We start from the raw sequence: 22,816 nt of genomic DNA, 5'->3' as shown, positions 1-22,816 counted from the left end.
CTCTATCTATTCAGTTGTGTGTCGTGGCCTATCGCGATCGGCGTAGTGCCTACGCTGCAGCCTTGGGCGCGGAGGTGTCGGCCGGAAGGGCCGACTTCGCGCTCTGGACGAGGGCCGCGAAGGTGGCGGGCTCGTTCACGGCGAGTTCGGCCAGGATGCGGCGGTCGACCTCGATGCCGGCGAGGCCGAGACCCTGGATGAGGCGGTTGTAGGTGAGGCCGTTCGCGCGCGACGCAGCGTTGATGCGCTGGATCCACAGGCGGCGGAAGTCGCCCTTGCGCGCACGGCGGTCACGGTACGAGTAGACGAGGGAGTGGGTGACCTGCTCCTTGGCCTTGCGGTACAGGCGCGAACGCTGACCGCGGTAGCCCTCGGCGCGTTCGAGGATGACGCGACGCTTCTTGTGGGCGTTGACAGCCCTCTTTACTCTTGCCATTGTTCTTTATTCCTTCTGGTGTCTGGTCGGCGCAGTCGAGGACTACAGGCCGAGAAGCTTCTTGGCGACCTTGGTGTCGGCCTTGGACAGCGTCTGGTCTTTGTTCAGGCGAGCCTTGCGCCCCGGGGCCTTGACCTCCAGGTTGTGGCGCATACCGGCCTGCTGCTTCATGAGCTTGCCGGTACCGGTGACCTTGAATCGCTTCTTGGCACCGGAGTGCGTCTTCATCTTCGGCATGGGGTTCTCCTTGTGTGTTCTGGCTTGTCGCGGCCGGGACGGCCGGCGGGGCTTACTACTCGGCCGAGGCGGCCGGCTGAGCCGGTGCCTGGTCGGAGTCTTCGGGGGTGGTGGGCGCGGTCTCGTGCGCCCGGGCCTTCGAGGCATCGCGCTTGGCGTTCTGCTCGGCCTTGGCTTCTGCCTTGTTCTTCAACGGGCCGATGACCATGACCATGTTGCGGCCATCGATGGTGGGGGTGGATTCGACGGTGCCGAACTCGGCCACGTCTTCGGCGAAGCGCTGAAGGAGGCGCACACCCTGGTCGGGGCGCGACTGCTCGCGGCCTCGGAACAGGATCATGGCCTTCACCTTGTCGCCCGCCTTGAGGAATCCCTCGGCGCGCTTGCGCTTGGTCTCGTAGTCGTGCACGTCGATCTTCAGACGGAAACGCACCTCTTTGAGGATGGTGTTCGCCTGGTTGCGACGGGCTTCCTTCGCCTTCTGCGCGGCTTCGTACTTGAACTTTCCGTAGTCCATGATCTTCGCGACCGGGGGCTTGGAGTTGGGTGCGACCTCGACGAGGTCGAGGTCAGCCTCCTGGGCAAGCCGAAGGGCGACGTCGATGCTGACGACGCCGACCTGCTCGCCGCCCGGCCCCACGAGGCGCACCTCGGGGACTCGAATACGGTCGTTGGTACGGGGATCGCTGATGCGTTACTCCTTAGTTTCGTTCGTTGTCACGAAAGCATAGGAATCCCGCGTGCGCATTGCAGTCACCCGCACTACACACATATTCAAACCGCACCCTTACTCTGCGCATCTGTGTCGGCCGAAGGCCGAACCATAAACGCAGGGAGTGCAATCGACCCGGTAACCTGATGAAGCGGTTTGCGCGGGTGGGAGATTCTCCACTTTCGAGCTGAGGCCAATGGTCTCAGAGCCGCACAGAGTCTATCAGAGACTTGGCGAAATCAGTAAGGAACTCTCGCGATGAGCGACAACTACGAATCGGATGCGATCCGCGACATCGCAGAAGTGCCCGCGATCGAGGTCATCACGACCACCGCGGTGCACCTCATGAGCGCCGCCGCCGTCAAGTGCGGACTCTCCGACGATCCGTCGGTGGAGACGGATCTCGACGAGGCGCGCAAGCTCATCACGGCGCTCGCGGGGCTCGTCACCGCCTCCGCCCCGTTCCTCGGCGACCAGCACGCGCGGAGTCTGCGCGACGGGCTGCGCTCGCTCCAGCTGGCCTTCCGCGAGGCTTCGGCCGTGCAGGACCCGATCGGCGAAGGCCCGGGCGAGAAGTTCACCGGCCCGGTGAGCTGAACCGGCCGGCGCCGGCGCCCGCTCAGACGGCCGTGAGGCGAACGCCCAGCGAATCGACGCGCTCGGTGATCACCGGATGCGACGACCAGGTCGTCTGCAGTCGCGCCACGAGATCGGCGAGTGCGGCCTGATCGAGGCCGGGCACGAGCGCGAGAACCACGAGGAGCTCCGGGCCTCGCTGGCGCGACTCCGGGTCGCCTGCCACGAGACGGATGCCCGCCACCGCCGGTTCGCTCGCGATCGACAGCTCGAAGGCATCGAGCACCTCGGCGCTCTCGTGCGGCGGCTGCCACGCCGCATCCTGAGCCAGCGCCCACACCAGGGGCCGGCGCAGCACGAACTCGGTCACCGAACCCGGGTCGAGCACGATCAATTCTGTCGACTCCGCAGCGGCCGCGAGAGCGGCACGTCGCGCGGCCACGGGGATGGGCCGCGCGCGCGGGTTCCAGGCCGTAAGCGCCTCCACCGAGGTGAAGGCGGGCAGCACGGTGCGGCCATCCGGACCCTCGACCGTGACGAGAGAGAGTTCCTGGGTCTTGTCGACGCGGAGGCCCGCATCCGTCAGGCCCTCCTCGCCCGCGTGGGCGACGAGAGGAACCAGCAGGCGCGCGTCGCGGAGGGCCTCGAGGACGTCGACGCTCGTAGACGTTCCCGCGCGGAAACCCGTCAGTGCGGCGAGCAGACGCTCCGGAGCGCTACCGTCGTCGGACTCGCTGCCGTGCGACTCGAAGTGCCGGCCCTTCCAGGGCTGGCCGGCCGAATCGGTGAGGTGCGGATCGTGCTCAGTCAGCTGCCACGTCCAGTGCTTCGGCGAGCGTGAACGCGCCGGCGTAGAGCGCACGTCCTACGATGGCGCCCTCGAGGCCGAGCGGCACGAGGCTACGCAGCTCGGCGATGTCGTCGAGGCTGGAGATGCCGCCCGAGGCGATGACCGGCCGTGAGGTGCGCTCCATCACCTGGCGGAGCAGATCGACGTTCGGGCCCTTCAGCGTGCCGTCTTTGGTGACGTCGGTGACGACGTAGCGGGCGCAGCCGGCCTCTTCGAGGCGGTCCATGACCTGCCAGATGTCGCCGCCGTCCTTCGTCCAGCCGCGAGCGGCGAGGGTGGTGCCGCGCACGTCGAGGCCGACCGCGATGGCGTCGCCGTACTGCGCGATGACGTTCGCCGCCCACTCGGGGTTCTCGAGCGCCGCGGTGCCGAGGTTGATACGCTTCGCGCCCGACTCGAGCGCCGTCTCGAGGCTCTCGTCGTCGCGGATGCCACCCGAGACCTCGACGTTCACGCCTTTCGCCTGACGGATGACCTTCTTGATCACCCCGAGGTTGCTGCCCCGGCCGAAAGCGGCATCGAGATCGACGAGGTGGATCCACTCCGCGCCCTGGGCGATCCAGTCGGCGGCGGCGTCGACCGGGTCGCCGTGGTAGGTCTCGGTGCCCGCTTCGCCCTGCGTCAGGCGCACGGCCTTGCCGCCTGCGACATCGACGGCGGGCAGCAGAACAAGACCCGGTGCTTTGTTGAACTCACTCATTGCGTGCCCTCGGTAGATGGTGTCTCGGGTACCGCGCGTGCCACGGCCCCCCGCGATCGTAGCGACTCGCGTCGCCCACGTCGAAACGAGCTCAAGTCAGGGTGCCGAGCCAGTTCGAGAGCAGCCGGATGCCGGCGTCGCCGGACTTCTCGGGGTGGAACTGGGTGGCCGACAGTGGACCGTTCTCGACGGCCGCCACGAACCGGGATCCGTGCTCCGCCCAGGTGACCAGGGGCGGACGACGGGTGACCTCGTCGGTGAGCTCCCACTTCTGCGCGGCGTAGGAGTGCACGAAGTAGAAGCGCTCGTCGCGGATTCCGTCGAAGAGCACCGAGTTCTCGGGGGCGTCGATGGTGTTCCAGCCCATGTGGGGCACGACATCCGCTTCGAGCAGCTCGACCGTTCCCGGCCATTCGCCGAGACCCTGGGAGTCGACGCCGCGCTCGATGCCGTCGGTGAAGAGCACCTGCATGCCGACGCAGATACCGAGCACCGGGCGACCCCCGGCGAGACGACGGCCGATCAGCTCTCCCCCGCGCACGGCCTCGAGCTGATCCATCACGGCCTGGAACGCACCGACCCCGGGCACCAGGAGACCGTCGGCCTCCATGACGGCCGCGCGGTTCGCGGTGACCTGCACATCGGCCCCGGCGCGCTCGAGCGCCTTCGCGGCCGAGTGGATGTTGCCACTGCCGTAGTCGAGCACCACGACCGAGGGTCGGGTCACAGCGCACCCTTGGTGGAGGGAATGCCGGAGACGAGCGGATCGAGGGCCTTGGCCTGACGGAATGCGCGCGCGAAGGCCTTGAACTCGGCCTCGGCGATGTGGTGCGGGTCACGGCCACCGAGCACGGTGACGTGCACGGTGAGCCCCGCGTTGAAGGTGATGGCCTCGAACACGTGGCGCACCATGGAGCCGGTGAAGTGGCCGCCGATGAGGTGGAACTCGTAGCCCTCGGGCTCGCCGGAGTGCACGAGGTAGGGGCGGCCCGAGATGTCGACGACGGCCTGCACGAGCGCCTCGTCGAGCGGCACGAGGGCGTCGCCGAAACGGGAGATGCCTGCCTTGTCACCGAGCGCTTCACGGATGGCCAGACCGAGGACGATCCCGATGTCTTCGACGGTGTGGTGCACATCGATCTCGATGTCGCCCTTGGCGCGCACGGTGAGATCGGTGAGCGAGTGCTTCGCAAAGGCGGTGAGCAGGTGGTCGTAGAACGGCACCGAGGTCTGGATGTCGGAGACGCCCGTGCCGTCGAGGTCGAGCGACAGCTCGATCGACGACTCGCTGGTCTCCCGCTGCAGTCGGGCGGTGCGGTGTGCGGTCATGTCAGCAATCCTATCGAGGGTCGTCGGATGCCCCACCGGGCGCGACCATGGGCGTCAGCTCGCGCATCGCGTCGAGGAAGGCCGTGGTCTCGGCCGCAGTGCCCGCACTCACCCGGAGGTGACCCGGGATGCTCAGATTGCGGATGATGATGCCCCTATCGAGCAGCTGCTGCCAGAGCCCCTCGGGGTCGGAGACACCCCCGAAGAGCACGAAGTTCGCGGCACTCGGCCAGGGGGTGTAGCCGAGCTCGGTGAGCACCTCGACCATGCGGTCGCGCTGGTGCTTGATGTCATCGACCATGGCCAGCATCTCGGGTGCGTGAGCGAGCGCGGCGACCGCGGCCGCCTGGGTGAGCGCCGACAGGTGGTACGGGAGGCGAACGAGCCGCATCGCGTCGATCACCGCGGGATCGGCGGCGAGATAGCCGAGACGCGCCCCGGCGAAGGCGAAGGCCTTGCTCATGGTGCGCGACACCAGGAGGCGGGGGCGGCCCTCGAGAAGCGAGAGGGCGGTGGGATCGCCATCCGGCATGAATTCGGCGTAGGCCTCGTCGACCACCACGATCCCGTCGGTGGCGTCATAGGCCGCCGCGATGGTGTCGAGGCCGAGGGCGGTGCCGGTGGGGTTGTTGGGAGCGCAGAAGAACACGATGTCGGGCTTGGTGCGCTCGATCCAGTCGACGGCCGTGGCCGGCGAGATCTGGAACTCCGCGTCGCGTGTTCCCGCCACCCACTCGGTGCCGGTGGAGGCGGCGATGATCGAGTGCATGGAGTACGTGGGAGGGAAACCGAGCACGGTTCGCCCCGGCCCACCGAAAGCCTGCAGGATGTGCTGGAGCACCTCGTTGGAGCCGTTCGCCGCCCAGATGTTCTCTCGGGTGAGGCCGGGGGCGGAGGAATCCGCGTTGAGGTAGGCGGCGAGCGAGTCGCGCAGATCACTGAACTCGCGGTCGGGGTAGCGGTTGACCGTCATCAGCTCGCGCGCGATCGACTCGATGATGTCGCGGGCGACGTCTTCGGGAATCGGGTGCGTGTTCTCGTTGACATTCAGTTCGACCGGAAGGTGCAGGTGCGGAGCGCCGTACGGGCTCAGACCGCGAAGGTCGTCTCGAATGGGCAGGTCATCGAGGGTAGTCACCGGTGAATTCTATCGGCGTCGGACTACACCGAAGACGAACCATCAGAAGGCGCCATGCGCCGGAGACGGAGGCAGCGGAGGCGGGCGCTGCTACTCGGCCAGGTCGGCCGGGATGGCGATGCGCTGGCCGGGCTGCACCGACGAGGTCTCGAGCTGGTTGAGCGAGCGGATCTCGGCGATGACGTCGCGCGGGTCGGCCGACGGCGCGACGGTCTCGGCGATGCTCCACAGGCTCTGCCCCGCCTGCACGGTCACGTAGTCGAACTCGGTGCTGCTCGAACCGAGCGACGCGATGGCGGAGCCGCCACTGAACATGGCGAGCAGGCCGAGCACGGTGATGACCGGCAGAGCGATGAGCACGGCGAGCACCTTGCGGCCGCGTGAGGTGATGCGCAGTCGCGGCGCGGCGACCACGGCAGCCGGACGCGGAGCCGGGGTGGATGCGGCACGACGCGCGGCGGGACGAGAAGCGGTGGTACCGAACTGTGCTGCTGCGATGCTCATGATTCCTCCTGAGGGATTCGTACCGACCCTCGGCCGAGAGGGCCGGTACGAAGCTATGTTCCGAATGTATATTCGATTTTCGAATGCGTCAAGTCGAATACAGACCCGAAATCGGCGACACACTCGAAGACATGTGCGTTTTCGAGCAGTTCTCGGATACAGTTTCGATCAACAGGTGAACTCAATCACCAGCCACCGACATCGCCGGTGGTGCGCAGTGAGAAAGCAGGGAGACGTGGCCAACGACACGGGTCGCACAAGGCGGCGCAAGAGCCTCAGCGACAAGCAGCTCGCGATCCTCGACGTGATCCAGCGATCGGTCGTGGCACGCGGCTACCCGCCGAGCATGCGTGAGATCGGCGACGCGGTCGGGCTCTCCTCGCTCTCGAGCGTCACCCATCAGCTCAACCAGCTCGAACTGAGCGGCTACCTCCGACGTGACCCCAACCGGCCGCGCGCCATGGAGGTGCTGATCGACATCCCGAGTCCCGAGTCCGATCCCGCACCGGATGCCGACTCCGCTCCTCCCGTGGGAGACGCCACCCTCGTGCCTCTCGTGGGCCGCATCGCCGCGGGCATCCCGATCACGGCCGAGCAGCAGGTCGACGAGGTGTTCCCCCTCCCCCGTCAGCTCGTGGGCAACGGCGACCTCTTCATGCTGAAGGTCGTGGGTGAGTCGATGATCGACGCCGCGATCTGCGACGGCGACTGGGTGGTCATCCGGCAGCAGAACACCGCCGAGAACGGCGACATCGTGGCCGCCATGCTCGACGAGGAGGCCACCGTCAAGGTCTTTCGCCAGCGCGACGGCCACACCTGGCTGCTCCCCCGCAACTCGAACTTCGAGCCCATCCTCGGCGACTTCGCCACCGTGCTGGGCAAGGTCGTGGCGGTCCTCCGGGCCGTCTGACCCAGACGTCCCTCACAACAGCGAGGCCCCCGCCGGATCACCGGCGGGGGCCTCGCTGACAGGCGGATGCGACGTTCAGCGAGAAACGGCGAACTCCACGAGCCGCTCCTCGAACTCCGGGTTCACCAGCGCGCGCACGTGAGTGCCCGACTCCTCGTAATCCGTGCTCAGCACGGTGTTCTTCTCGTGCAGCAACGTCACGAGGTCACCCCGCTCGTAGGGCACGAGCAGCTCGACCTCGACGGTCGGCTTCGGGATGATCTCGTCGATCGCCGCGAGCAGCTCGGGGATGCCCTCGCCGGTACGGGCCGACACGAAGATGGCCGTGGGCTCGAGGCCGCGCAGCACGAGCCGGTCGTCATCCGACACCAGATCGCTCTTGTTGAACACCACGATCTCGGGGATGCCCCGGGCTCCCGCATCGCCGATCACGTCGCGCACCGTGGTGATCTGGCTTGCCGGATCGGGGTGCGATGCGTCGACGACGTGCACCAGCACATCCGAATCGGAGACCTCTTCGAGCGTCGAACGGAACGCCTCCACCAGCTGATGCGGCAGGTGCCGCACGAAGCCCACGGTATCGGCGATCGTGTAGGGGCGCCCATCGGCCGTCTGGTTCTTGCGCACCGTGGCGTCGAGCGTGGCGAACAACGCGTTCTCCACCAGCACGCCGGCGCTCGTGATGCGGTTGAGCAGCGATGACTTGCCCGCGTTGGTGTACCCGGCGATGGCCACCGACGGCACCGCGTTGCGCTTGCGGTTCGCCCGCTTCGCATCGCGCGCCGGTTTCATCTCCTTGATCTGCTTGCGCAGCTTGGCCATGCGGGTGTGGATGCGGCGGCGATCGAGCTCGATCTTCGTCTCACCGGGGCCACGCGACCCCATACCGGCGCCGGCGCCACCCACCTGACCACCGGCCTGGCGCGACATCGAGTCACCCCAGCCACGGAGCCTCGGCAGCAGGTATTCGAGCTGCGCCAGTTCGACCTGGGCCTTGCCCTCCCGGCTCTTGGCGTGCTGGCTGAAGATGTCGAGGATGACGGCCGTGCGGTCGATGACCTTGACCTTCACCACGTCTTCCAGCGCACGCCGCTGGCTCGGGGCGAGCTCGGTGTCGGCGATGACGGTGTCTGCGCCGAGTGACTGGACGACGGCGCGCAGCTCCTCCGCCTTGCCCTTGCCGAAGTACGTGCTGGGGTCGGGATGCGGGCGCCGCTGCAGAAGTCCGTCGAGCACCACCGCTCCCGCGGTCTCGGCGAGGGCGGCGAGCTCGCGCAGCGAGTTCTCGGCGTCGTCGAGCGAGCCCTGCGAGTAGACGCCGATGATGACGACGTTCTCGAGTCGCAGCTGCCGGTACTCGACCTCGGTGACGTCTTCGAGTTCGGTGGAGAGCCCGGCCACGCGCCGGAGCGACTGCCGGTCTTCGCGATCGAGCTGCTCGCCGTCGTAGCCGGATCCGCTGGTCGTCTCCGGTCGTTGGAGCGCCTGCGCCGAACCCTGCTCGAACAATGCGTAGCCGCTCGAGCGCTTCTCGGCCGACGCGAGAACGCGCGCGACGACGTCGTCTGCTGCGGTGGGATCTGATTCCCGGGTCTCGTGGTCTGACATTGCAGTCAAGACTAGCCTCCTTGTTTGCTAGATTGCCCTCTATGGATGGCGAGCACTACTTCTCTGCGCAGCCCGCAGGGGAACTCGTGCCGAGAGACCTCGCGGTCGCTCTCGCCGGCTCGCACTACCGCCTCACGACGGCTTCCGGCATCTTCAGTCCCGATCGCATCGACGTCGGCACCCAGGTGCTGTTGTCGCAGGTTCCCCCGCCCCCTCCCGGCGGCAATCTGCTCGATCTCGGGTGCGGATGGGGGCCGATCGCACTGACGCTCGCTCTCCAGTCACCGCGCGCCACGGTGTGGGCGGTCGACGTCAACGAACGTGCGCTTGAGTTGGTTCGGCGGAATGCTCACATTTTGGGTCTCGATCATGTCAACGCCTGCCGGCCCGAAGATGTTCCCGATGACGTGGCCTTCACCACGATCTGGTCGAATCCGCCCATCCGGGTGGGCAAGAACGAGCTGCACTCGATGCTCGAACGCTGGCTCCCCCGGCTCGAGGTGGGGTCGGACGCGTGGCTCGTGGTGCAGAAGAACCTCGGGTCTGATTCGCTGCAGCGGTGGCTCGACGCCGAGTTCGCCGACCTGAGCGTGACGCGGGCGAGCACCAACAAGGGGTTCCGCATCCTGAAGGCGCGAAAGCGCGCCGCTCCGGTCGCCTGACGATTCAGCCGAGCGACAGATCGCCCTCGTAGACGAGCTCTGCGGGGCCGGAGAGTGCGACGTGCTCACCGTCTTCGGTGGGGAACATCCGAACGCCCACCACGCCGCCGGGAACGGTGACACTCCAGTTGTTGGGGGCGCCCTCGCCGGCCCAGTACCGCGTGGCCAGGGCCGCCGCCGCCGCGCCGGTGCCGCAGGAGAGCGTCTCGCCGCTCCCCCGCTCGTGCACCCGCATCCGGATGCGCCCCACACCATCCCGCACGAGCGGATCGCTCGGCACCACGAACTCGACGTTGGCGCCATCCGCCGGAACGGGCTCGAGGTGCGGGATGAAGGAGAGATCGGCGTCGTCGAGCTCCTCGTCGTCGGCGAGGGCCACCACGACGTGCGGGTTGCCCACGTTGATACCGAGGCCGGGACGGGCCACCTGGAGGTTCTTTGCACGCACCAGCGGCTCGCCACCGTCGAGGGACCAGCGACCGAGGTCGACCTGGAAGCCGAGCTTGTTCAGCTGCACGTCGCGCACGCCACTGCGGGTGCCGATCACGAGAGTGTCTCCTGGTGCGAGGGTGGCGAGGCCGTTGTCGATGAGGTAGCGCGCGAACACCCGGATGCCGTTGCCGCACATCTCGGCGATCGAACCGTCGCCGTTGTGGTAATCCATGAACCATTCGGCCGCGTCGTCTTCGGCGAGCGATGCCGCGCCCGCATCGATGTTCGCCGAGCGAACCGCGCGCAGCACGCCGTCGGCTCCGACACCGAAGTGGCGGTCGCAGATGGCGGCGATCTGGCTGGGGGTGAGGTCGACCTCTCCATCGGGATCGCTGAAGAGCACGAAGTCGTTGCCGGTGCCCTGACCCTTGGTGAAGTGAAGCTCGACTGCCATGGGAATCAGTCTAGGACGGCGTCGAGGGCCGCTCGCACGGCGTCCGCCGAGAGCGGATCGACATCTCTGGCGTCGGCGTAGCGCTTGAACCAGCTCACCTGGCGGCGGGCGTAACGGCGTGTGAGCGCCTGCGCCTCAGCGATCGCGTCGGCCTCGGTCATCGTGCCGTCGTGCTGGGCGAGCGCCTGGGCGTAGCCGATGGCCCGGGCCGCAGTGGTGCCGTTGCGAAGCCCCGCGGGGAGCAGGGTGGCGACTTCGTCGACCAGGCCGGCCTGCCACATCCGTTCGACCCGCTCGTCGAGGCGGGGCACGAGGATCTCGCGAGGGATTCCCAGGCGCAGGATGCTCGCCGCGCGCCAGGGCACCGGTTCGTCGGGCAGGGTGCCGGAGACGGGTTCGCCCGTGAGTTCGACCACCTCGAGGGCACGCACGAGGCGGCGGCCGTTGAACTGACCGATCGACGCGGCGGCGGCCGGATCGATCGCCTTCAGCCGGTCGTAGAGTGCGCGCTCCCCGGATGCCGCCAGCTCCGTCTCGAGCCGCTCGCGCACGGCGTCGTCGCGAGCCGGGAAGCGGAAGTCGAAGAGCACCGCGGAGACGTAGAGGCCGCTCCCACCCACGAGCAGAGCTGTGGCACCGCGCGCGGTGATGGCCTCGATGGTGGCACGCGCCTCGCGCTGGTAGGCGGCCACGGAGGCGTCGTCGGTGATGTCGAGTACGTCGAGCTGGTGGTGCGGGATCCCCTGGCGCTCGGCGAGGGAGAGTTTGGCCGTGCCGATGTCCATACCGCGGTAGAGCTGCATGGCATCGGCGTTGACCACCTCGGCGGCGCGACCGTGCTCGGCGAGGCGATGGGCGAGCTGCAGCGAGAGATCGGATTTGCCCGTTCCCGTCGCCCCGACGATCGCGACCAGATCGGGGAGGCGGGTGCTCACCCGCTAGTCCCGCAACTCGTCGTCGGAGCGGTAGATCGGAATGGTGGCGCCGTGCTGGTGATCCCCTGCCCGAAGGTGCGGCGTCGCGGCGGTGAGGCCGAGGTCACGCGATGCCGCGCCGCTGCCGACGCGGAGTGACGGCAGGCCGAGCGAGACACGACCAGGGGCTGTGTCGGATCCGCTCGGTGCGGGCACGGCGCACGACTCGGCTGCGGCGCGGTCCCACGCATCGCCGGCGCGGGTGCGGCGCACCTCGAGCGGCGCGCCATCCGTGTCGGCGAGGAGATGGAAGGGAGCGGCCTGCGTGACGGTGACCGAGACCACATCGCCCGGTCGTGGGGCGGGCGAGCCCGCCGGCACCTCGAAGTGCACGAGGCGGCTGTCTTCGGCTCGGCCGCTCAAGCGGTGGGTGGCGCTGTCTTTGCGGCCCTCGCCGTTGGCCACCACGAGTTCGACGCGACGGCCGATCTGCTTCTGGTTCTCTTCCAGGGAGATACGCTCCTGCAGGGCCACGAGCCGCTCGTAGCGCTCCTGCACGACAGCGTGAGGAACCTGGTCGGGCAGTGTGGCCGCGGGAGTTCCCGGGCGGATCGAGTACTGGAAGGTGAAGGCCGACGCAAAACGCGCTGCTTCGACCACGCGCAGCGTTTCGAGGAAGTCGTCTTCCGTCTCGCCCGGGAAGCCCACGATGATGTCGGTGGAGATGGCTGCGTCGGGCATCTTCTCGCGCACCCGGTCGAGGATGCCCAGGAACTTCGCCGAGCGGTAGGAGCGCCGCATGGCGCGCAGGATGCGGTCGGAACCCGACTGCAGCGGCATGTGCAGCTGGGGCATCACCGATGGGGTCTCGGCCATCGCGTCGATGACGTCGTCGGTGAAGGCGGCAGGATGAGGACTCGTGAAACGGATTCGCTCGAGCCCTTCGATCTGCCCGGCCGCACGCAGTAGCTTGCCGAACGCGAACCGGTCGCCGAACTCGACGCCGTAGGAGTTGACGTTCTGGCCGAGGAGCGTGACCTCGATGGCCCCGTCGTCGACCAGTGACTGGATCTCGGCGAGCACGTCGCCCGGCCGACGGTCTTTCTCTTTGCCGCGAAGCGCCGGCACGATGCAGAAGGTGCAGGTGTTGTTGCACCCCACTGAGATCGACACCCAGCCGCTGTAGCTCGAGTCGCGCTTCGTGGGGAGGGTGGAGGGGAAGGTTTCCAGCGAGTCGAGGATCTCGATCTGCGCCTCCTCGTTGTGCCGCGCCCGCTCGAGGAGGCTGGGCAAGGCACCCATGTTGTGCGTGCCGAAGACCACGTCGACCCACGGCGCCTTGTCGAGGATGACGTTCTTGTCCTTCTGCGCCAGGCAGCCGCCCACGGCGATCTGCATGCCCTCGTGCCGCCGTTTCACCGACGCGAGATGGCCCAGGTTGCCGTAGAGCTTGTTGTCGGCGTTCTCGCGAACAGCGCACGTGTTGATGACCACGACGTCGGCTTCGACCCCATCAGCCTTCACGTAGCCTGCCGCTTCGAGTGAGCCACTGAGGCGCTCGGAGTCGTGCACGTTCATCTGGCAGCCGAAGGTGCGCACCTCGTAGGTGCGCACGCGGCCTGCCGCGTCGAGCGCGGCTGCCGAGGGTTCGATGACCGTCGGCGCGTGACTGACTGTGTTCATGATGGCTCCATTGTACGAACCACGCGAGGGGCGGTCGCTCAGCGGAACCGGGGGCCGCCCACCGACTTGCGGCCGGCCATGGCTCGTCGGGTGGCCTCGCGCACGACTCCGGATGCGAACCCGCGCCGAGAGAGGAACCCCATCAGCCGGCGCTCCACCGTGGCGTCGTCGTAGCTCGAGAGCTGGCCCACCCGCTTCTCGGCGGCTTCGAGGGCGAGGTCGAACTCGTGCGCCTCGTCGAGCGACTCGAGCGCCACGTTCGCCAGCTCAGCCGGGATCTTGCGAGCCGAGAGTTCGCGAGAGATGATGCCGCGGCTCTTGTGATTGCGGTCGCTCAGCCGGTCGACCAAGGCCTCAGCGAGCGCGAAGTCGTTGAGGTAGCCGAGCTCCTCGTAGCGCTGCACGAGGTCGTCGGCCTCGATCTCGGAAGCACCCTGAGCCACCAGGAGCTCGTGCGTCTCGCGCGAGGAGAGCTGCCGGCGGCCGAGGGCCCGGATGACCGTGTCGCTCACCCGGGCGATGCGCTCCTCATCGGAGAGCTGCTCCTCGACCTCGTCGGGAACGGCCGCCGAGGAAGACGACGACCGCGCCGCCGAACGCCCTCGGCGCACCGCATCCAGACTGATGATGTCGTTCATCGAGGGCTAGGCACCCTTTTTCGCGAGCTTGGGCGCGATCGAGTCGACGTTGCCTGCCGTGGCGGCAGTAGCGGCCGCGGCAGCCGCCGCCGCCGCGCCCACCTCGCCGACACCGAGCTTCGCGAGGATCTTGTTCTCGATCTCCAGCGCGATGTCGGGGTTCTCGGTGAGGAATCGACGCGAGTTCTCTTTGCCCTGACCCAGCTGGTCGCCGTCGTAGGTGTACCAGGCACCCGACTTGCGCACGATCTCGTGCTCCACACCGAAGTCGATCAGGCTGCCCTCGCGAGAGATGCCGATGCCGTAGAGGATGTCGAATTCCGCCTGCTTGAAGGGCGGCGCCATCTTGTTCTTCACGACCTTGACCCGAGTGCGGTTACCGACGGCCTCTGTGCCCTCCTTGAGGGTCTCGATGCGGCGGATGTCGAGACGCACGGAGGCGTAGAACTTGAGCGCCTTACCACCGGCCGTGGTCTCGGGGCTGCCGAAGAACACGCCGATCTTCTCGCGGAGCTGGTTGATGAAGATCATCGTGGTGTTGGTCTGGTTGAGACCACCCGTGAGCTTACGGAGGGCCTGCGACATGAGGCGGGCCTGGAGGCCGACGTGGGAGTCGCCCATCTCGCCCTCGATCTCGGCGCGGGGCACGAGCGCGGCGACGGAGTCGATGACGATCAGGTCGATCGAACCGGAGCGCACGAGCATGTCGGCGATCTCGAGCGCCTGCTCACCCGTGTCGGGCTGCGACACCAGGAGGGAGTCGATGTCGACGCCGAGCTTCTTGGCGTAATCGGGGTCGAGCGCGTGCTCCGCATCGATGAAGGCGGCGATGCCGCCGGCACGCTGCGCGTTGGCGATGGCGTGCAGGGTGAGCGTGGTCTTACCCGATGACTCCGGGCCGTAGATCTCGACGATACGGCCGCGCGGGAGACCCCCGATACCGAGCGCGACATCCAGCGCGATCGAGCCGGTCGGCACGACCTCGACCGGCGCACGGTCGTCGCTGCCGAGCCGCATGACGGAGCCCTTACCGAACTGGCGGTCGATCTGGGCGAGCGCGGTCTCGAGGGCTTTCTCGCGATTGGCGTCTGATGGCATCTCGGTTCTCCTTCTTCGTTGTGCGGCCTCTCGGCGGCGATGGTGTGCCCACAGGCTGTCGTTGCGTTCGAACGTTCCGAGCGATTGGCGACAGGGCGTTGTACGGGAGGTGTCGAACTGCATCCACGTTAGGCAGCACCGCCGACATCGGAGCCGGAGGACGTTCAACTGTGGAGAAGTTCTTCGAATCTCTCGCTGTGCAGGAGCCTACGCGCATCCGAAGATATGTTCGATAAAGCCACGGCGTGTCGCGATGCGTGTTCGAATCATCCGCGCGCGAAAAAGCCCCGGGCCGGAGCCCGGGGCTTTCGCTTCAGTTTCGGGGAGCCGCGGGAAGACCGGCTCCGTGCCACCGTTCGGGCGGCACATCCGCTGTCCGGCAGATCGCGAGCCACACGTCTCGCGGTGCTATTCCTGCCGACAGGGCCTGCTGGGGTGTTCGATCTCCGAGGTCGACGAGAACCAGGTCACGCGTGACGACCTGCCCGTAAGCGGCACCGAACTCGTCGGCGACGGCCTGCGTGAACTCACTCAGCCGCACGGCTCACCGACAGAGTGCGCGTCTGACAGACGCCCTGCGCCGCTCAGCGCGCGACGAGGTCGACGTCGAAGTCGGCCACGAACTCGTCGGGCACGGTGTCGGGGATCGGATCGATACCCTCCACGATGGCCAGACGGTCTCCCACCTCGCGCATGATGACGGAGATCGGGGTGTCGAGCGCTTCGGCGACCGAGGCGAGGATCTCGCTGGAGGCTTCTTTCTGCCCACGCTCGACCTCACTGAGGTACCCGAGTGCGACGCTCGCTTTGCTTGCCACTTGACGAAGGGTGCGGCCCTTCTGCAGGCGGAAGTCCCGAAGCACGTCGCCGATTTCCTGACGAACTAGAATCATTGGACCCTCCTTGCGTTCCGGTCACGGTGTCTTCGAGTGGCTTTCGAACCGTTGTTGCCATTGGTTCGTTGCAGAAACTCTAAACGACTGGGACTGGACAATACTTGTGAATGACACGAGATGTAACGAGATCGAAACGCGGTGCATTCCCGCCCCGTCGAATCACAGGTGTTCTTGCAGAATCGTGAGAGCGCGGCTCACAACACCGGCTCGCACGGCGTTGCGGTCGCCCGTCAGGTGAAGCGCGAAACTGCGCACCTCACCGCGGATCGCCAGGCCCACGAACGCCGTTCCCGGTGCTTGCCCGTCTTGAGGATCGGGGCCGGCCGCGCCCGTCGTCGCGATGCCGATCTCCGCGGGTACCCCGTCGACCGCCAATGCGGTGCGCACACCAACGGCCATCTGCATGGCGACATCCGGATGCACGGCACCGTGCGCGGCCAGGACCTCCGCATCGACGCCGAGCACGGCGTGCTTGATGGCGGTGTCGTAGGCGATGACCCCACCACGGAGAACGGCGGAGGCTCCCGGTACGTCGACGAGGGCAGAGGTGAGGAGACCGCCGGTGAGCGACTCCGCGATGGCGATGGTGGTGTGGCTGGCGGTGAGGGCTTCGATGATCCGCGTGGCGGTGCCGTCGGCATCCGGATGCGCGTCGCCGTTCACCGAGGACCCGCTCACGGCGTCGCGGCCGGCTTGCGGTTGAGCCGCCACGCCTGCACCAGATAGTCGATACCGGTGACGACGGTGAGGATCACGGCGAGAGTCATGAACACCCCGTTCACCCAGTTCACCCAGTCGCCCAGGAGGTTGGCGAACGGGAGCAGGGCCAGCGAGATGGCGATGGACTGCACCAGCGTCTTGAGCTTGCCGCCCCGCGAGGCGGGGATGACCCGGTCGGAGAGCTGCACGAAGCGCCACACCGTGATGCCCACCTCGCGCACGAGGATGACGATGGTGACCCACCAGGGCAGCTCATTCAGGATCGAGAGGCCGATGAGCGCCGCGCCCGTGAGCACCTTGTCGGCGATGGGGTCGAGCAGCTTGCCCAGATCGGTGACGAGACCCCGGCTGCGGGCGATGTGCCCGTCGATGCCGTCGGTGGCGATGGCGAGGATGAAGAGCACCGCAGCCGCCCAGCGCAGCCCGCCGTCGGCCCCGTTGTCGACCAGCAGCATCACGAAGAAGACCGGCGCCAACAGGATGCGGAGGACGGTGATGGCGTTCGGAAGATTCCAGTTGCTGGGCTTCGTCACCGCCTCGTCGCCGTGATCGGTGCTGCTCACGTGTTACTCCCTGCCGGTCAGACCCCAGGCATCCTCATCTGAGTCGCCCTCCACTTCAGGGTACTGGTCTGCGCTGTCGGAGGGGTACGGCACCCCTCCGCGGGAGGTGACGGAGGACGCGGCCGTCGACGGCGCGGACGAGGGTGCTGCGGCCGGGCCGGAGCCCGACTCGCCCCGGAGCATCGCGAGAACGTCAGGCAGCTGGTCGGCCGTGACCAGCACGTCGCGGGCCTTCGACCCCTCGGAGGGGCCGACGATCTCACGCGACTCCAGCAGGTCCATCAGGCGACCCGCCTTGGCGAAACCGACCTTGAGCTTGCGCTGCAGCATCGATGTGGAGCCGAACTGGGTGTTCACCACGAGCTCGGCCGCCGCCAGAAGCACCTCGAGGTCGTCACCGATGTCGGAGTCGATCTGCTTCTTCTCCGCGGTGACCGCCACATCGTCGCGGTACTCCGGACGCGCCTGGCGCGTGACGTGCTCGACCACCTTGGCGATCTCGGCCTCGCTCACCCACGCGCCCTGCACCCGGATCGACTTGGAGGAGCCCATCGGCAGGAAGAGCGCATCGCCCTGGCCGATCAGCTTGTCGGCACCCGGCTGGTCGAGGATGACGCGGGAGTCGGTGACGCTCGTGACGGCGAAGGCGAGCCGCGAGGGCACGTTCGCCTTGATGAGGCCGGTGACCACGTCGACCGAGGGGCGCTGCGTGGCGAGCACGAGGTGGATTCCGGATGCCCGCGCCAGCTGGGTGATGCGCACGATCGAGTCTTCGACGTCTCTCGGCGCCACCATCATGAGGTCGGCCAGCTCGTCGACCACCACGAGCAGGTAGGGGTAGGGCTTCAGAACCCGCTGCGACGCCGGCGGGAGCTGGATCTCGTCGTTGATGACCGCGCGGTTGAAGTCGTCGATGTGCCGGAAGCCGAAGCTCTCGAGGTCGTCGTACCGCATGTCCATCTCCTTCACCACCCACGACAGCGCTTCGGCCGCCTTTTTGGGATTGGTGATGATGGGCGTGATCAGGTGCGGAACACCCTGGTAGGCGGTGAGTTCGACCCGCTTCGGGTCGATCAGCACCATGCGCACCTCGCTCGGCTTGGCACGCATGAGCACGCTCGTGACCATGGAGTTGATGAAGCTCGACTTGCCCGACCCGGTGGAACCGGCCACCAGGAGGTGGGGCATCTTCGCCAGGTTGGCGAGCACGAACTTGCCCTCGACGTCTTTGCCCACGCCGATGGTCATGGGGTGCGGGTCGTTCATGGCCTTCTGCGAGCGCAGCACGTCTCCGAGCGAGACCGTCTCGCGGTCGGTGTTCGGGATCTCGATGCCGATCGCACTGCGGCCCGGGATGGGCGACAGGATGCGTACCTCGTTCGAGGCGACCGCGTACGAGAGGTTCTTCGAGAGCGCCGTGACGCGCTCGACCTTCACGCCCGGACCGAGCTCGATCTCGTAGCGCGTGACGGTGGGGCCCCGGGAGAAGCCGGTGACCGTGGCATCGACCGAGAACTGCTTGAGCACATCGGTGATGGCCCGCACGACCTCGTCGTTCACGGCGGAGCGGGCCTTCGAGGGGGCACCCGTGGAGAGGTTGGCCACCGACGGCAGGCGGTAGTTGACCGGCTCGGAGGCGGGAGCGGGTTCGGCCGGCGCGATGACCTCACCTGTGAGGGCGGCATCCGGAACCGGGGTGGCGAAGGCGGCGAGCGCCTCGGTTCCCTCGTCGTCGAGCAGGCCCGTCGTCTGCCGGCGGCCCGGGAGGATCTCGCCGGTGATGCGCTTGATGGCCTCCTCGGCGGCCTCCATGTCGTGCAGGAGGGAGCTGCCGAAGTCTTCGGTGGCAGACCCGGATGCCGGCACGTCGATCTCGGCCGCGCTCAGGAACGGGCCGTCGGCCGGCGGCGTGCGGTCTTCGATGCGCGGTGAGATGAGCGGGGTGTCGAACGCCGGGTCGACCTCGCGCTGGCTCTTGTTGCGCCGCCACCAGGGCAGGGCGGACGAGTCATCCTGCTCGGCGTCGAAGTCGAGCATGTCGTCGAGCGTGGTGCCCGTGTCGCCCTTCTTGCCGGGCTTCGGCTGCACGTCTTCGGGGTCGGGCGCCGGGGCGCCGAACAGGTAGGCGTAGAGCTCACGAACGCGACGGCCGATCTTGTTCGGCGGGGTCTTGGTGATGATGAAGAGCGAGAGCGTCACGAAGAACACCATGACGATGGTGGCGCCGATGGGCGTGATGAGGGCCACGAGAGGGGCCGCCACGATCCAGCCCAGGATGCCACCCGCGACCGCGAGCGAGTCGATGCCCGAGGCGGGGTCGGGCGTCTGGCCGAAGACGTGGCAGAGGCCGGAGACCGAGACGAGGAAGACGGCGAGGCCGATGCCGATTCGACCGTTGTCGTGCACGGAACTCGGATGCCGGAACAGCCACAGAGCAAGCAGCAACAGGATGACGGGCAGCGCGTAGGAGACGCGGCCGAACAGGCCCCCGAACGTCCAGGCGTTGAGGGTGACGGCGGCCGGGGTGGCCACGAGGAACCACTCGACGAGCGCGCCGGTGACGGCGAGGAGGAAGAACAGGAACGGGAGGCCGTCGCGGCGCTCCTCTTTGGCGAGCTTCTCGGGCCCGAACGCGCGGGCTGCGCCGCCGACCAGGTGGGCGAGACCCAGCCAGGCGCGCACGACCAGCCCGGGCTTCTCTTCGGCGACCGGGTACTTCACGGTCTTCTGCGCGGCGGTGCGCGCCGCAGGCTTGCGCGGCGTCGCCGCCGTACTGCGCCCGGTTGACGCCCTGGATCGCGGCGTCGACTTACTACTCGTGGCCATGCAAGCACGCTACCGGCGACCCCCGACTTCACGGCGTCACGGCTCTGGGTGTTGGGAAAACTCTTCGCGAGACGCCAAAATCCGGTCCATCCGAAAGGTTTTGGACCGGATTTTGGCGTCTCGCGAGGAGGGAGGGAGGGAGGGGGCGGGTTACGCCTCGATCACCAAGGGCACGATCATGGGGCGACGACGGAAGCTCGTGTTGACCCAGCGGCCGACGGTGCGGCGCACCACCTGCTGCAGGGCGTAGGGCTCACGCACGCCGTTCTGCGCCGCCTCGGCGAGGGCCGCACTGATCTTGGGCTTGACCGCGTCGAAGACCTTGTCGTCTTCGGCGAAGCCCTTCGCGTGGATCTCGGGGCCTGAAACGATGCGGCCGGTCTGGGCCTCGACCACGACGATGATCGAGATGAAGCCCTCCTCGCCGAGGATGCGGCGATCTTTCAGGTCGGCATCCGTGATCTCGCCGACGGTCGACCCGTCGACGTAGACGAAGCCGAGATCGTACTGGCCGACCACAGTGGCCACGCCGTCGCGGAGGTCGATGACCGTGCCGTCTTCGGCGATGATCGTGTTCTCGGGCTTCACACCGGTCTCGATCGCGAGCTTCTGGTTGGCCACCAGGTGACGGTACTCGCCGTGCACCGGCAGCACGTTCTTCGGCTTCAGGATGTTGTAGCAGTAGAGCAGCTCGCCCGCGGCCGCGTGGCCCGAGACGTGCACCTTGGCATTCGCCTTGTGGACGACGTTGGCGCCGAGTTTCGTGAGGCCGTTGATGATGCGGTAGACGGCGTTCTCATTGCCGGGGATGAGGCTCGAGGCCAGAATGACGGTGTCGCCCGGGCCGACCTCGATCTGGTGCTCGTTGTTGACCATCCGCGACAGCACGGCCATCGGCTCGCCCTGCGAGCCCGTGGACATGTAGACGATCTTGTCGTCGGGGATGTCGCCGGCCTTCTTGAAGTCGACCAGCACCCCATCGGGCACCTTGAGATAGCCGAGTTCGGCGGCGATGGTCATGTTGCGCACCATCGACCGGCCGAGCAGCGCCACCCGGCGGCCGTCTGCGGCAGCGGCATCCAGTACCTGTTGCACACGGTGGATGTGGCTCGAGAAGCTCGCCACGATGACACGGCGCGGAGCCCGCTCGATGATGGTCTCGAGCACCGGGCCGATGTCGCGCTCGGGGGCGGTGAATCCGGGCACGTCGGCGTTGGTGGAGTCGACCAGGAACAGGTCGACACCCTCCTCGCCGAGACGCGCGAAGGCACGCAGGTCGGTGAGGCGGTTGTCGAGCGGAAGCTGGTCCATCTTGAAGTCGCCCGTGTGCAGCACGACGCCGGCGGGCGTCTTGATGGCCACGGCCAGAGCGTCGGGGATGGAGTGGTTCACGGCCACGAACTCGCACTCGAAGGGACCGAGGTTCTCGATCTGACCTTCGGTGACGTCGAAGGTGTACGGCTTGATGCGGTGCTCTTTGAGCTTGGCCTCGACGAGGGCCAGCGTGAGCGCCGAGCCGATCAGCGGGATGTCCTGGCGCAGGCGCAAGAGGTAGGGAACCGCGCCGATGTGGTCTTCATGACCGTGCGTGAGCACGATGCCGACGATGTCCTCGAGCCGGTCGCGCACCACACTGAAGTCGGGGAGGATGAGGTCGACACCGGGCTGGGTCTCCTCGGGGAAGAGCACTCCGCAGTCGACCACGAGGAGCTTGCCCTCGTACTCGAACACGGTCATGTTGCGCCCGATCTCGCCGAGCCCTCCGACCGGGATGACTCTGAGAGTGCCGGCGGCAAGCGCCGGCGGGGTGGAAATGGGGCTCATGGGCCCTCCTCGATCGTCGTGCGGGTGCGCGGCTTCGTGCTCACGCTGTGGTTGGAGGCCCTGCTCCGGGGGTGCGCGACGCTCAGCGCGTCGTGCCCGCCACCTTCGGCAGGGCGCCGCCCGCGGCCGCATTGCGGTCGGGGCGGAAGTTCTTCGTGAAGGTCAGACCGGGGATGTCGCGAACGAGGTCGATCTCGTTCTCGATCATCTCGGCCTCCCACTCCTCGGGGCCCACGAGGGGCAGTCGCACGCGGGGGCTGCCGATGCGGCCGAGCCCGTGCAGGATGTACTTCGCCGCGACCGTGCCGGGCACATGAGTCATGATGGCCCGCACGAGCGGTTCGAGTGACTTGTGCGCCGCGGTGGCCGTGGCCAGGTCGCCGGAGTTCACCGCGTCGACGATGGTGCGGTACGGGCCGGGAGCCACGTTGGCCGTGACCCCGATGAGGCCGGTGGCGCCGATGGACAGGTGCGGCAGCACATTGGCGTCGTCGCCCGAGAAGTACAGCAGGTCGGTCTGGTTGATGACCCGGCTCACCTCGCTGAAATCGCCCTTGGCGTCTTTCACCGCGAGGATGTTCGGGTGCTTCGACAGGCGCAGGATGGTCTCGTACTTGATCGGCACGCCGGTGCGGCCCGGGATGTCGTAGAGAATCACCGGCAGGTCGGTGGCATCGGCGATCATGCGGAAGTGCGTGAGGATGCCGGCCTGCGTGGGCTTGTTGTAGTAGGGCGTGACGACGAGGTTGCCGTCGGCGCCCGCCTTCTCGCTCTGCCGCGCCAGCTGCATCGCGTGCGCGGTCTCGTTCGAGCCGCCGCCGGTGATGATCTTGGCGCGACCCGCCGCGACGTCTTTACCGACCTCGACCAGGCGGATCTTCTCCGGGTCGGTCAGCGTCGACGTCTCACCGGTGGTACCGGAGACGACGATGCCGTCGGCGCCGCCCGTGATGAGCTCGTCGATCAGCTTCTCGACCGCGGGCCAATCGACCTCGCCGTCGGCCGTGAAAGGGGTGACCATGGCGACCAGGACCTGGCCGAATGGATTCGTAGCGGTAGACACGACTCCAAGGGTATCGGTTCCCGAAGGCGCCGTTCCCGGGCAT

Annotated in this window: 25 protein-coding genes; 3 read left to right on the top strand and 22 right to left on the bottom strand. The window is 67.5% G+C overall.

Annotation, left to right across the window (positions count from 1 at the left end):
* Positions 1 to 49: 49 nt before the first annotated feature.
* The 3 genes from rplT to infC are packed head-to-tail and all read right to left on the bottom strand — an operon-like array spanning position 50 to position 1,364.
* Complete coding sequence (gene rplT, locus EPO52_RS05645; protein ID WP_290803188.1) at positions 50 to 436, bottom strand: 50S ribosomal protein L20; 387 nt, start codon at positions 434 to 436, stop codon at positions 50 to 52.
* A 42-nt stretch (positions 437 to 478) separates the two neighbouring features.
* Complete coding sequence (gene rpmI / locus EPO52_RS05640) at positions 479 to 673, bottom strand: 50S ribosomal protein L35 (RefSeq protein ID WP_259524713.1); 195 nt, start codon at positions 671 to 673, stop codon at positions 479 to 481.
* A gap of 55 nt (positions 674 to 728) precedes the next feature.
* The gene (gene infC / locus EPO52_RS05635; protein ID WP_290803247.1) at positions 729 to 1,364 is read right to left on the bottom strand and encodes a translation initiation factor IF-3; all 636 of its coding nucleotides are present in this window, start codon (positions 1,362 to 1,364) and stop codon (positions 729 to 731) included.
* A 279-nt stretch (positions 1,365 to 1,643) separates the two neighbouring features.
* Between infC and EPO52_RS05630 the strand changes: the two genes are divergently transcribed.
* A complete protein-coding gene (locus EPO52_RS05630) occupies positions 1,644 to 1,982 on the top strand; it encodes a DUF1844 domain-containing protein (RefSeq protein WP_290803179.1) in 339 nt (112 codons plus the stop codon).
* A 22-nt stretch (positions 1,983 to 2,004) separates the two neighbouring features.
* On the opposite strand, the gene EPO52_RS05625 is transcribed toward EPO52_RS05630, so the two are convergent.
* The 6 genes from EPO52_RS05625 to EPO52_RS05600 all read right to left on the bottom strand — a co-directional run bounded on the left by EPO52_RS05625 (position 2,005) and on the right by EPO52_RS05600 (position 6,482).
* Positions 2,005 to 2,772: an SseB family protein gene (locus EPO52_RS05625; protein WP_290803243.1), complete on the bottom strand. Its 768-nt coding sequence runs from the start codon at positions 2,770 to 2,772 to the stop codon at positions 2,005 to 2,007.
* The gene (gene priA, locus EPO52_RS05620; RefSeq protein ID WP_290803176.1) at positions 2,765 to 3,511 is read right to left on the bottom strand and encodes a bifunctional 1-(5-phosphoribosyl)-5-((5-phosphoribosylamino)methylideneamino)imidazole-4-carboxamide isomerase/phosphoribosylanthranilate isomerase PriA; all 747 of its coding nucleotides are present in this window, start codon (positions 3,509 to 3,511) and stop codon (positions 2,765 to 2,767) included. The genes EPO52_RS05625 and priA overlap by 8 nt, the downstream gene beginning before the upstream one ends.
* 91 nt (positions 3,512 to 3,602) lie before the next feature.
* Positions 3,603 to 4,238 (bottom strand): imidazole glycerol phosphate synthase subunit HisH, encoded by a 636-nt coding sequence (gene hisH / locus EPO52_RS05615; protein ID WP_290803174.1) that lies wholly within the window; start codon positions 4,236 to 4,238, stop codon positions 3,603 to 3,605.
* Positions 4,235 to 4,840 carry an imidazoleglycerol-phosphate dehydratase HisB gene (hisB, locus tag EPO52_RS05610; RefSeq protein WP_290803171.1) on the bottom strand — a complete coding sequence of 202 codons (606 nt, stop codon included), beginning with the start codon at positions 4,838 to 4,840 and terminating at the stop codon, positions 4,235 to 4,237. Before hisB ends, hisH begins: the two co-directional genes overlap by 4 nt.
* Before the next feature lie 10 nt (positions 4,841 to 4,850).
* Positions 4,851 to 5,978, bottom strand: coding sequence for a histidinol-phosphate transaminase (locus EPO52_RS05605; protein ID WP_290803168.1), 1,128 nt, complete (start codon positions 5,976 to 5,978; stop codon positions 4,851 to 4,853).
* Positions 5,979 to 6,068: 90 nt separating this feature from the next.
* Entirely contained in the window at positions 6,069 to 6,482 is a 414-nt protein-coding gene (locus EPO52_RS05600; RefSeq protein ID WP_290803165.1) for a LysM peptidoglycan-binding domain-containing protein, read from the bottom strand.
* A gap of 235 nt (positions 6,483 to 6,717) precedes the next feature.
* Between EPO52_RS05600 and lexA the strand changes: the two genes are divergently transcribed.
* Entirely contained in the window at positions 6,718 to 7,392 is a 675-nt protein-coding gene (lexA, locus tag EPO52_RS05595; protein ID WP_290803160.1) for a transcriptional repressor LexA, read from the top strand.
* A 75-nt stretch (positions 7,393 to 7,467) separates the two neighbouring features.
* Here lexA and hflX read toward each other — a convergent pair whose 3' ends face one another.
* Complete coding sequence (gene hflX / locus EPO52_RS05590; RefSeq protein ID WP_290803157.1) at positions 7,468 to 9,000, bottom strand: GTPase HflX; 1,533 nt, start codon at positions 8,998 to 9,000, stop codon at positions 7,468 to 7,470.
* Between the two features lie 41 nt (positions 9,001 to 9,041).
* On the opposite strand from hflX, the gene EPO52_RS05585 reads away from it, so the two are divergent.
* On the top strand, positions 9,042 to 9,662 hold the full coding sequence (locus EPO52_RS05585; protein WP_290803154.1) for a methyltransferase: 621 nt from the start codon (positions 9,042 to 9,044) through the stop codon (positions 9,660 to 9,662).
* Positions 9,663 to 9,666: 4 nt separating this feature from the next.
* Here EPO52_RS05585 and dapF read toward each other — a convergent pair whose 3' ends face one another.
* The 12 genes from dapF to dapA all read right to left on the bottom strand — a co-directional run bounded on the left by dapF (position 9,667) and on the right by dapA (position 22,773).
* On the bottom strand, positions 9,667 to 10,548 hold the full coding sequence (gene dapF, locus EPO52_RS05580; protein ID WP_290803151.1) for a diaminopimelate epimerase: 882 nt from the start codon (positions 10,546 to 10,548) through the stop codon (positions 9,667 to 9,669).
* Between the two features lie 5 nt (positions 10,549 to 10,553).
* Entirely contained in the window at positions 10,554 to 11,483 is a 930-nt protein-coding gene (miaA, locus tag EPO52_RS05575; RefSeq protein WP_290803148.1) for a tRNA (adenosine(37)-N6)-dimethylallyltransferase MiaA, read from the bottom strand.
* 3 nt (positions 11,484 to 11,486) lie between these two features.
* On the bottom strand, positions 11,487 to 13,145 hold the full coding sequence (miaB, locus tag EPO52_RS05570) for a tRNA (N6-isopentenyl adenosine(37)-C2)-methylthiotransferase MiaB (RefSeq protein WP_290803145.1): 1,659 nt from the start codon (positions 13,143 to 13,145) through the stop codon (positions 11,487 to 11,489).
* A gap of 38 nt (positions 13,146 to 13,183) precedes the next feature.
* On the bottom strand, positions 13,184 to 13,783 hold the full coding sequence (locus EPO52_RS05565) for a regulatory protein RecX (protein ID WP_290803142.1): 600 nt from the start codon (positions 13,781 to 13,783) through the stop codon (positions 13,184 to 13,186).
* A gap of 6 nt (positions 13,784 to 13,789) precedes the next feature.
* Positions 13,790 to 14,881, bottom strand: a complete 1,092-nt coding sequence (recA, locus tag EPO52_RS05560; protein ID WP_290803140.1) for a recombinase RecA — start codon at positions 14,879 to 14,881, stop codon at positions 13,790 to 13,792.
* 313 nt (positions 14,882 to 15,194) lie between these two features.
* Positions 15,195 to 15,422: a DUF3046 domain-containing protein gene (locus EPO52_RS05555; protein ID WP_290803137.1), complete on the bottom strand. Its 228-nt coding sequence runs from the start codon at positions 15,420 to 15,422 to the stop codon at positions 15,195 to 15,197.
* A gap of 43 nt (positions 15,423 to 15,465) precedes the next feature.
* Positions 15,466 to 15,774: a helix-turn-helix transcriptional regulator gene (locus EPO52_RS05550; RefSeq protein ID WP_290803134.1), complete on the bottom strand. Its 309-nt coding sequence runs from the start codon at positions 15,772 to 15,774 to the stop codon at positions 15,466 to 15,468.
* 162 nt (positions 15,775 to 15,936) lie between these two features.
* The gene (locus tag EPO52_RS05545; RefSeq protein ID WP_290803239.1) at positions 15,937 to 16,395 is read right to left on the bottom strand and encodes a CinA family protein; all 459 of its coding nucleotides are present in this window, start codon (positions 16,393 to 16,395) and stop codon (positions 15,937 to 15,939) included.
* A gap of 56 nt (positions 16,396 to 16,451) precedes the next feature.
* Positions 16,452 to 17,060 carry a CDP-diacylglycerol--glycerol-3-phosphate 3-phosphatidyltransferase gene (pgsA, locus tag EPO52_RS05540; RefSeq protein WP_290803131.1) on the bottom strand — a complete coding sequence of 203 codons (609 nt, stop codon included), beginning with the start codon at positions 17,058 to 17,060 and terminating at the stop codon, positions 16,452 to 16,454.
* Between the two features lie 3 nt (positions 17,061 to 17,063).
* Positions 17,064 to 19,886: a DNA translocase FtsK gene (locus tag EPO52_RS05535; RefSeq protein WP_290803128.1), complete on the bottom strand. Its 2,823-nt coding sequence runs from the start codon at positions 19,884 to 19,886 to the stop codon at positions 17,064 to 17,066.
* 150 nt (positions 19,887 to 20,036) lie between these two features.
* Positions 20,037 to 21,710, bottom strand: a complete 1,674-nt coding sequence (locus EPO52_RS05530; RefSeq protein ID WP_290803125.1) for a ribonuclease J — start codon at positions 21,708 to 21,710, stop codon at positions 20,037 to 20,039.
* A gap of 82 nt (positions 21,711 to 21,792) precedes the next feature.
* Positions 21,793 to 22,773 (bottom strand): 4-hydroxy-tetrahydrodipicolinate synthase, encoded by a 981-nt coding sequence (dapA, locus tag EPO52_RS05525; RefSeq protein WP_290803122.1) that lies wholly within the window; start codon positions 22,771 to 22,773, stop codon positions 21,793 to 21,795.
* Positions 22,774 to 22,816: the final 43 nt, after the last annotated feature.

The sequence above is a fragment of the Herbiconiux sp. genome (assembly GCF_004297105.1).
Taxonomy (GTDB): Bacteria; Actinomycetota; Actinomycetes; order Actinomycetales; family Microbacteriaceae; genus Herbiconiux.
Note: the sequence above shows the minus strand (reverse complement) of the source record. Positions and strands in the feature narration are given on the sequence as shown.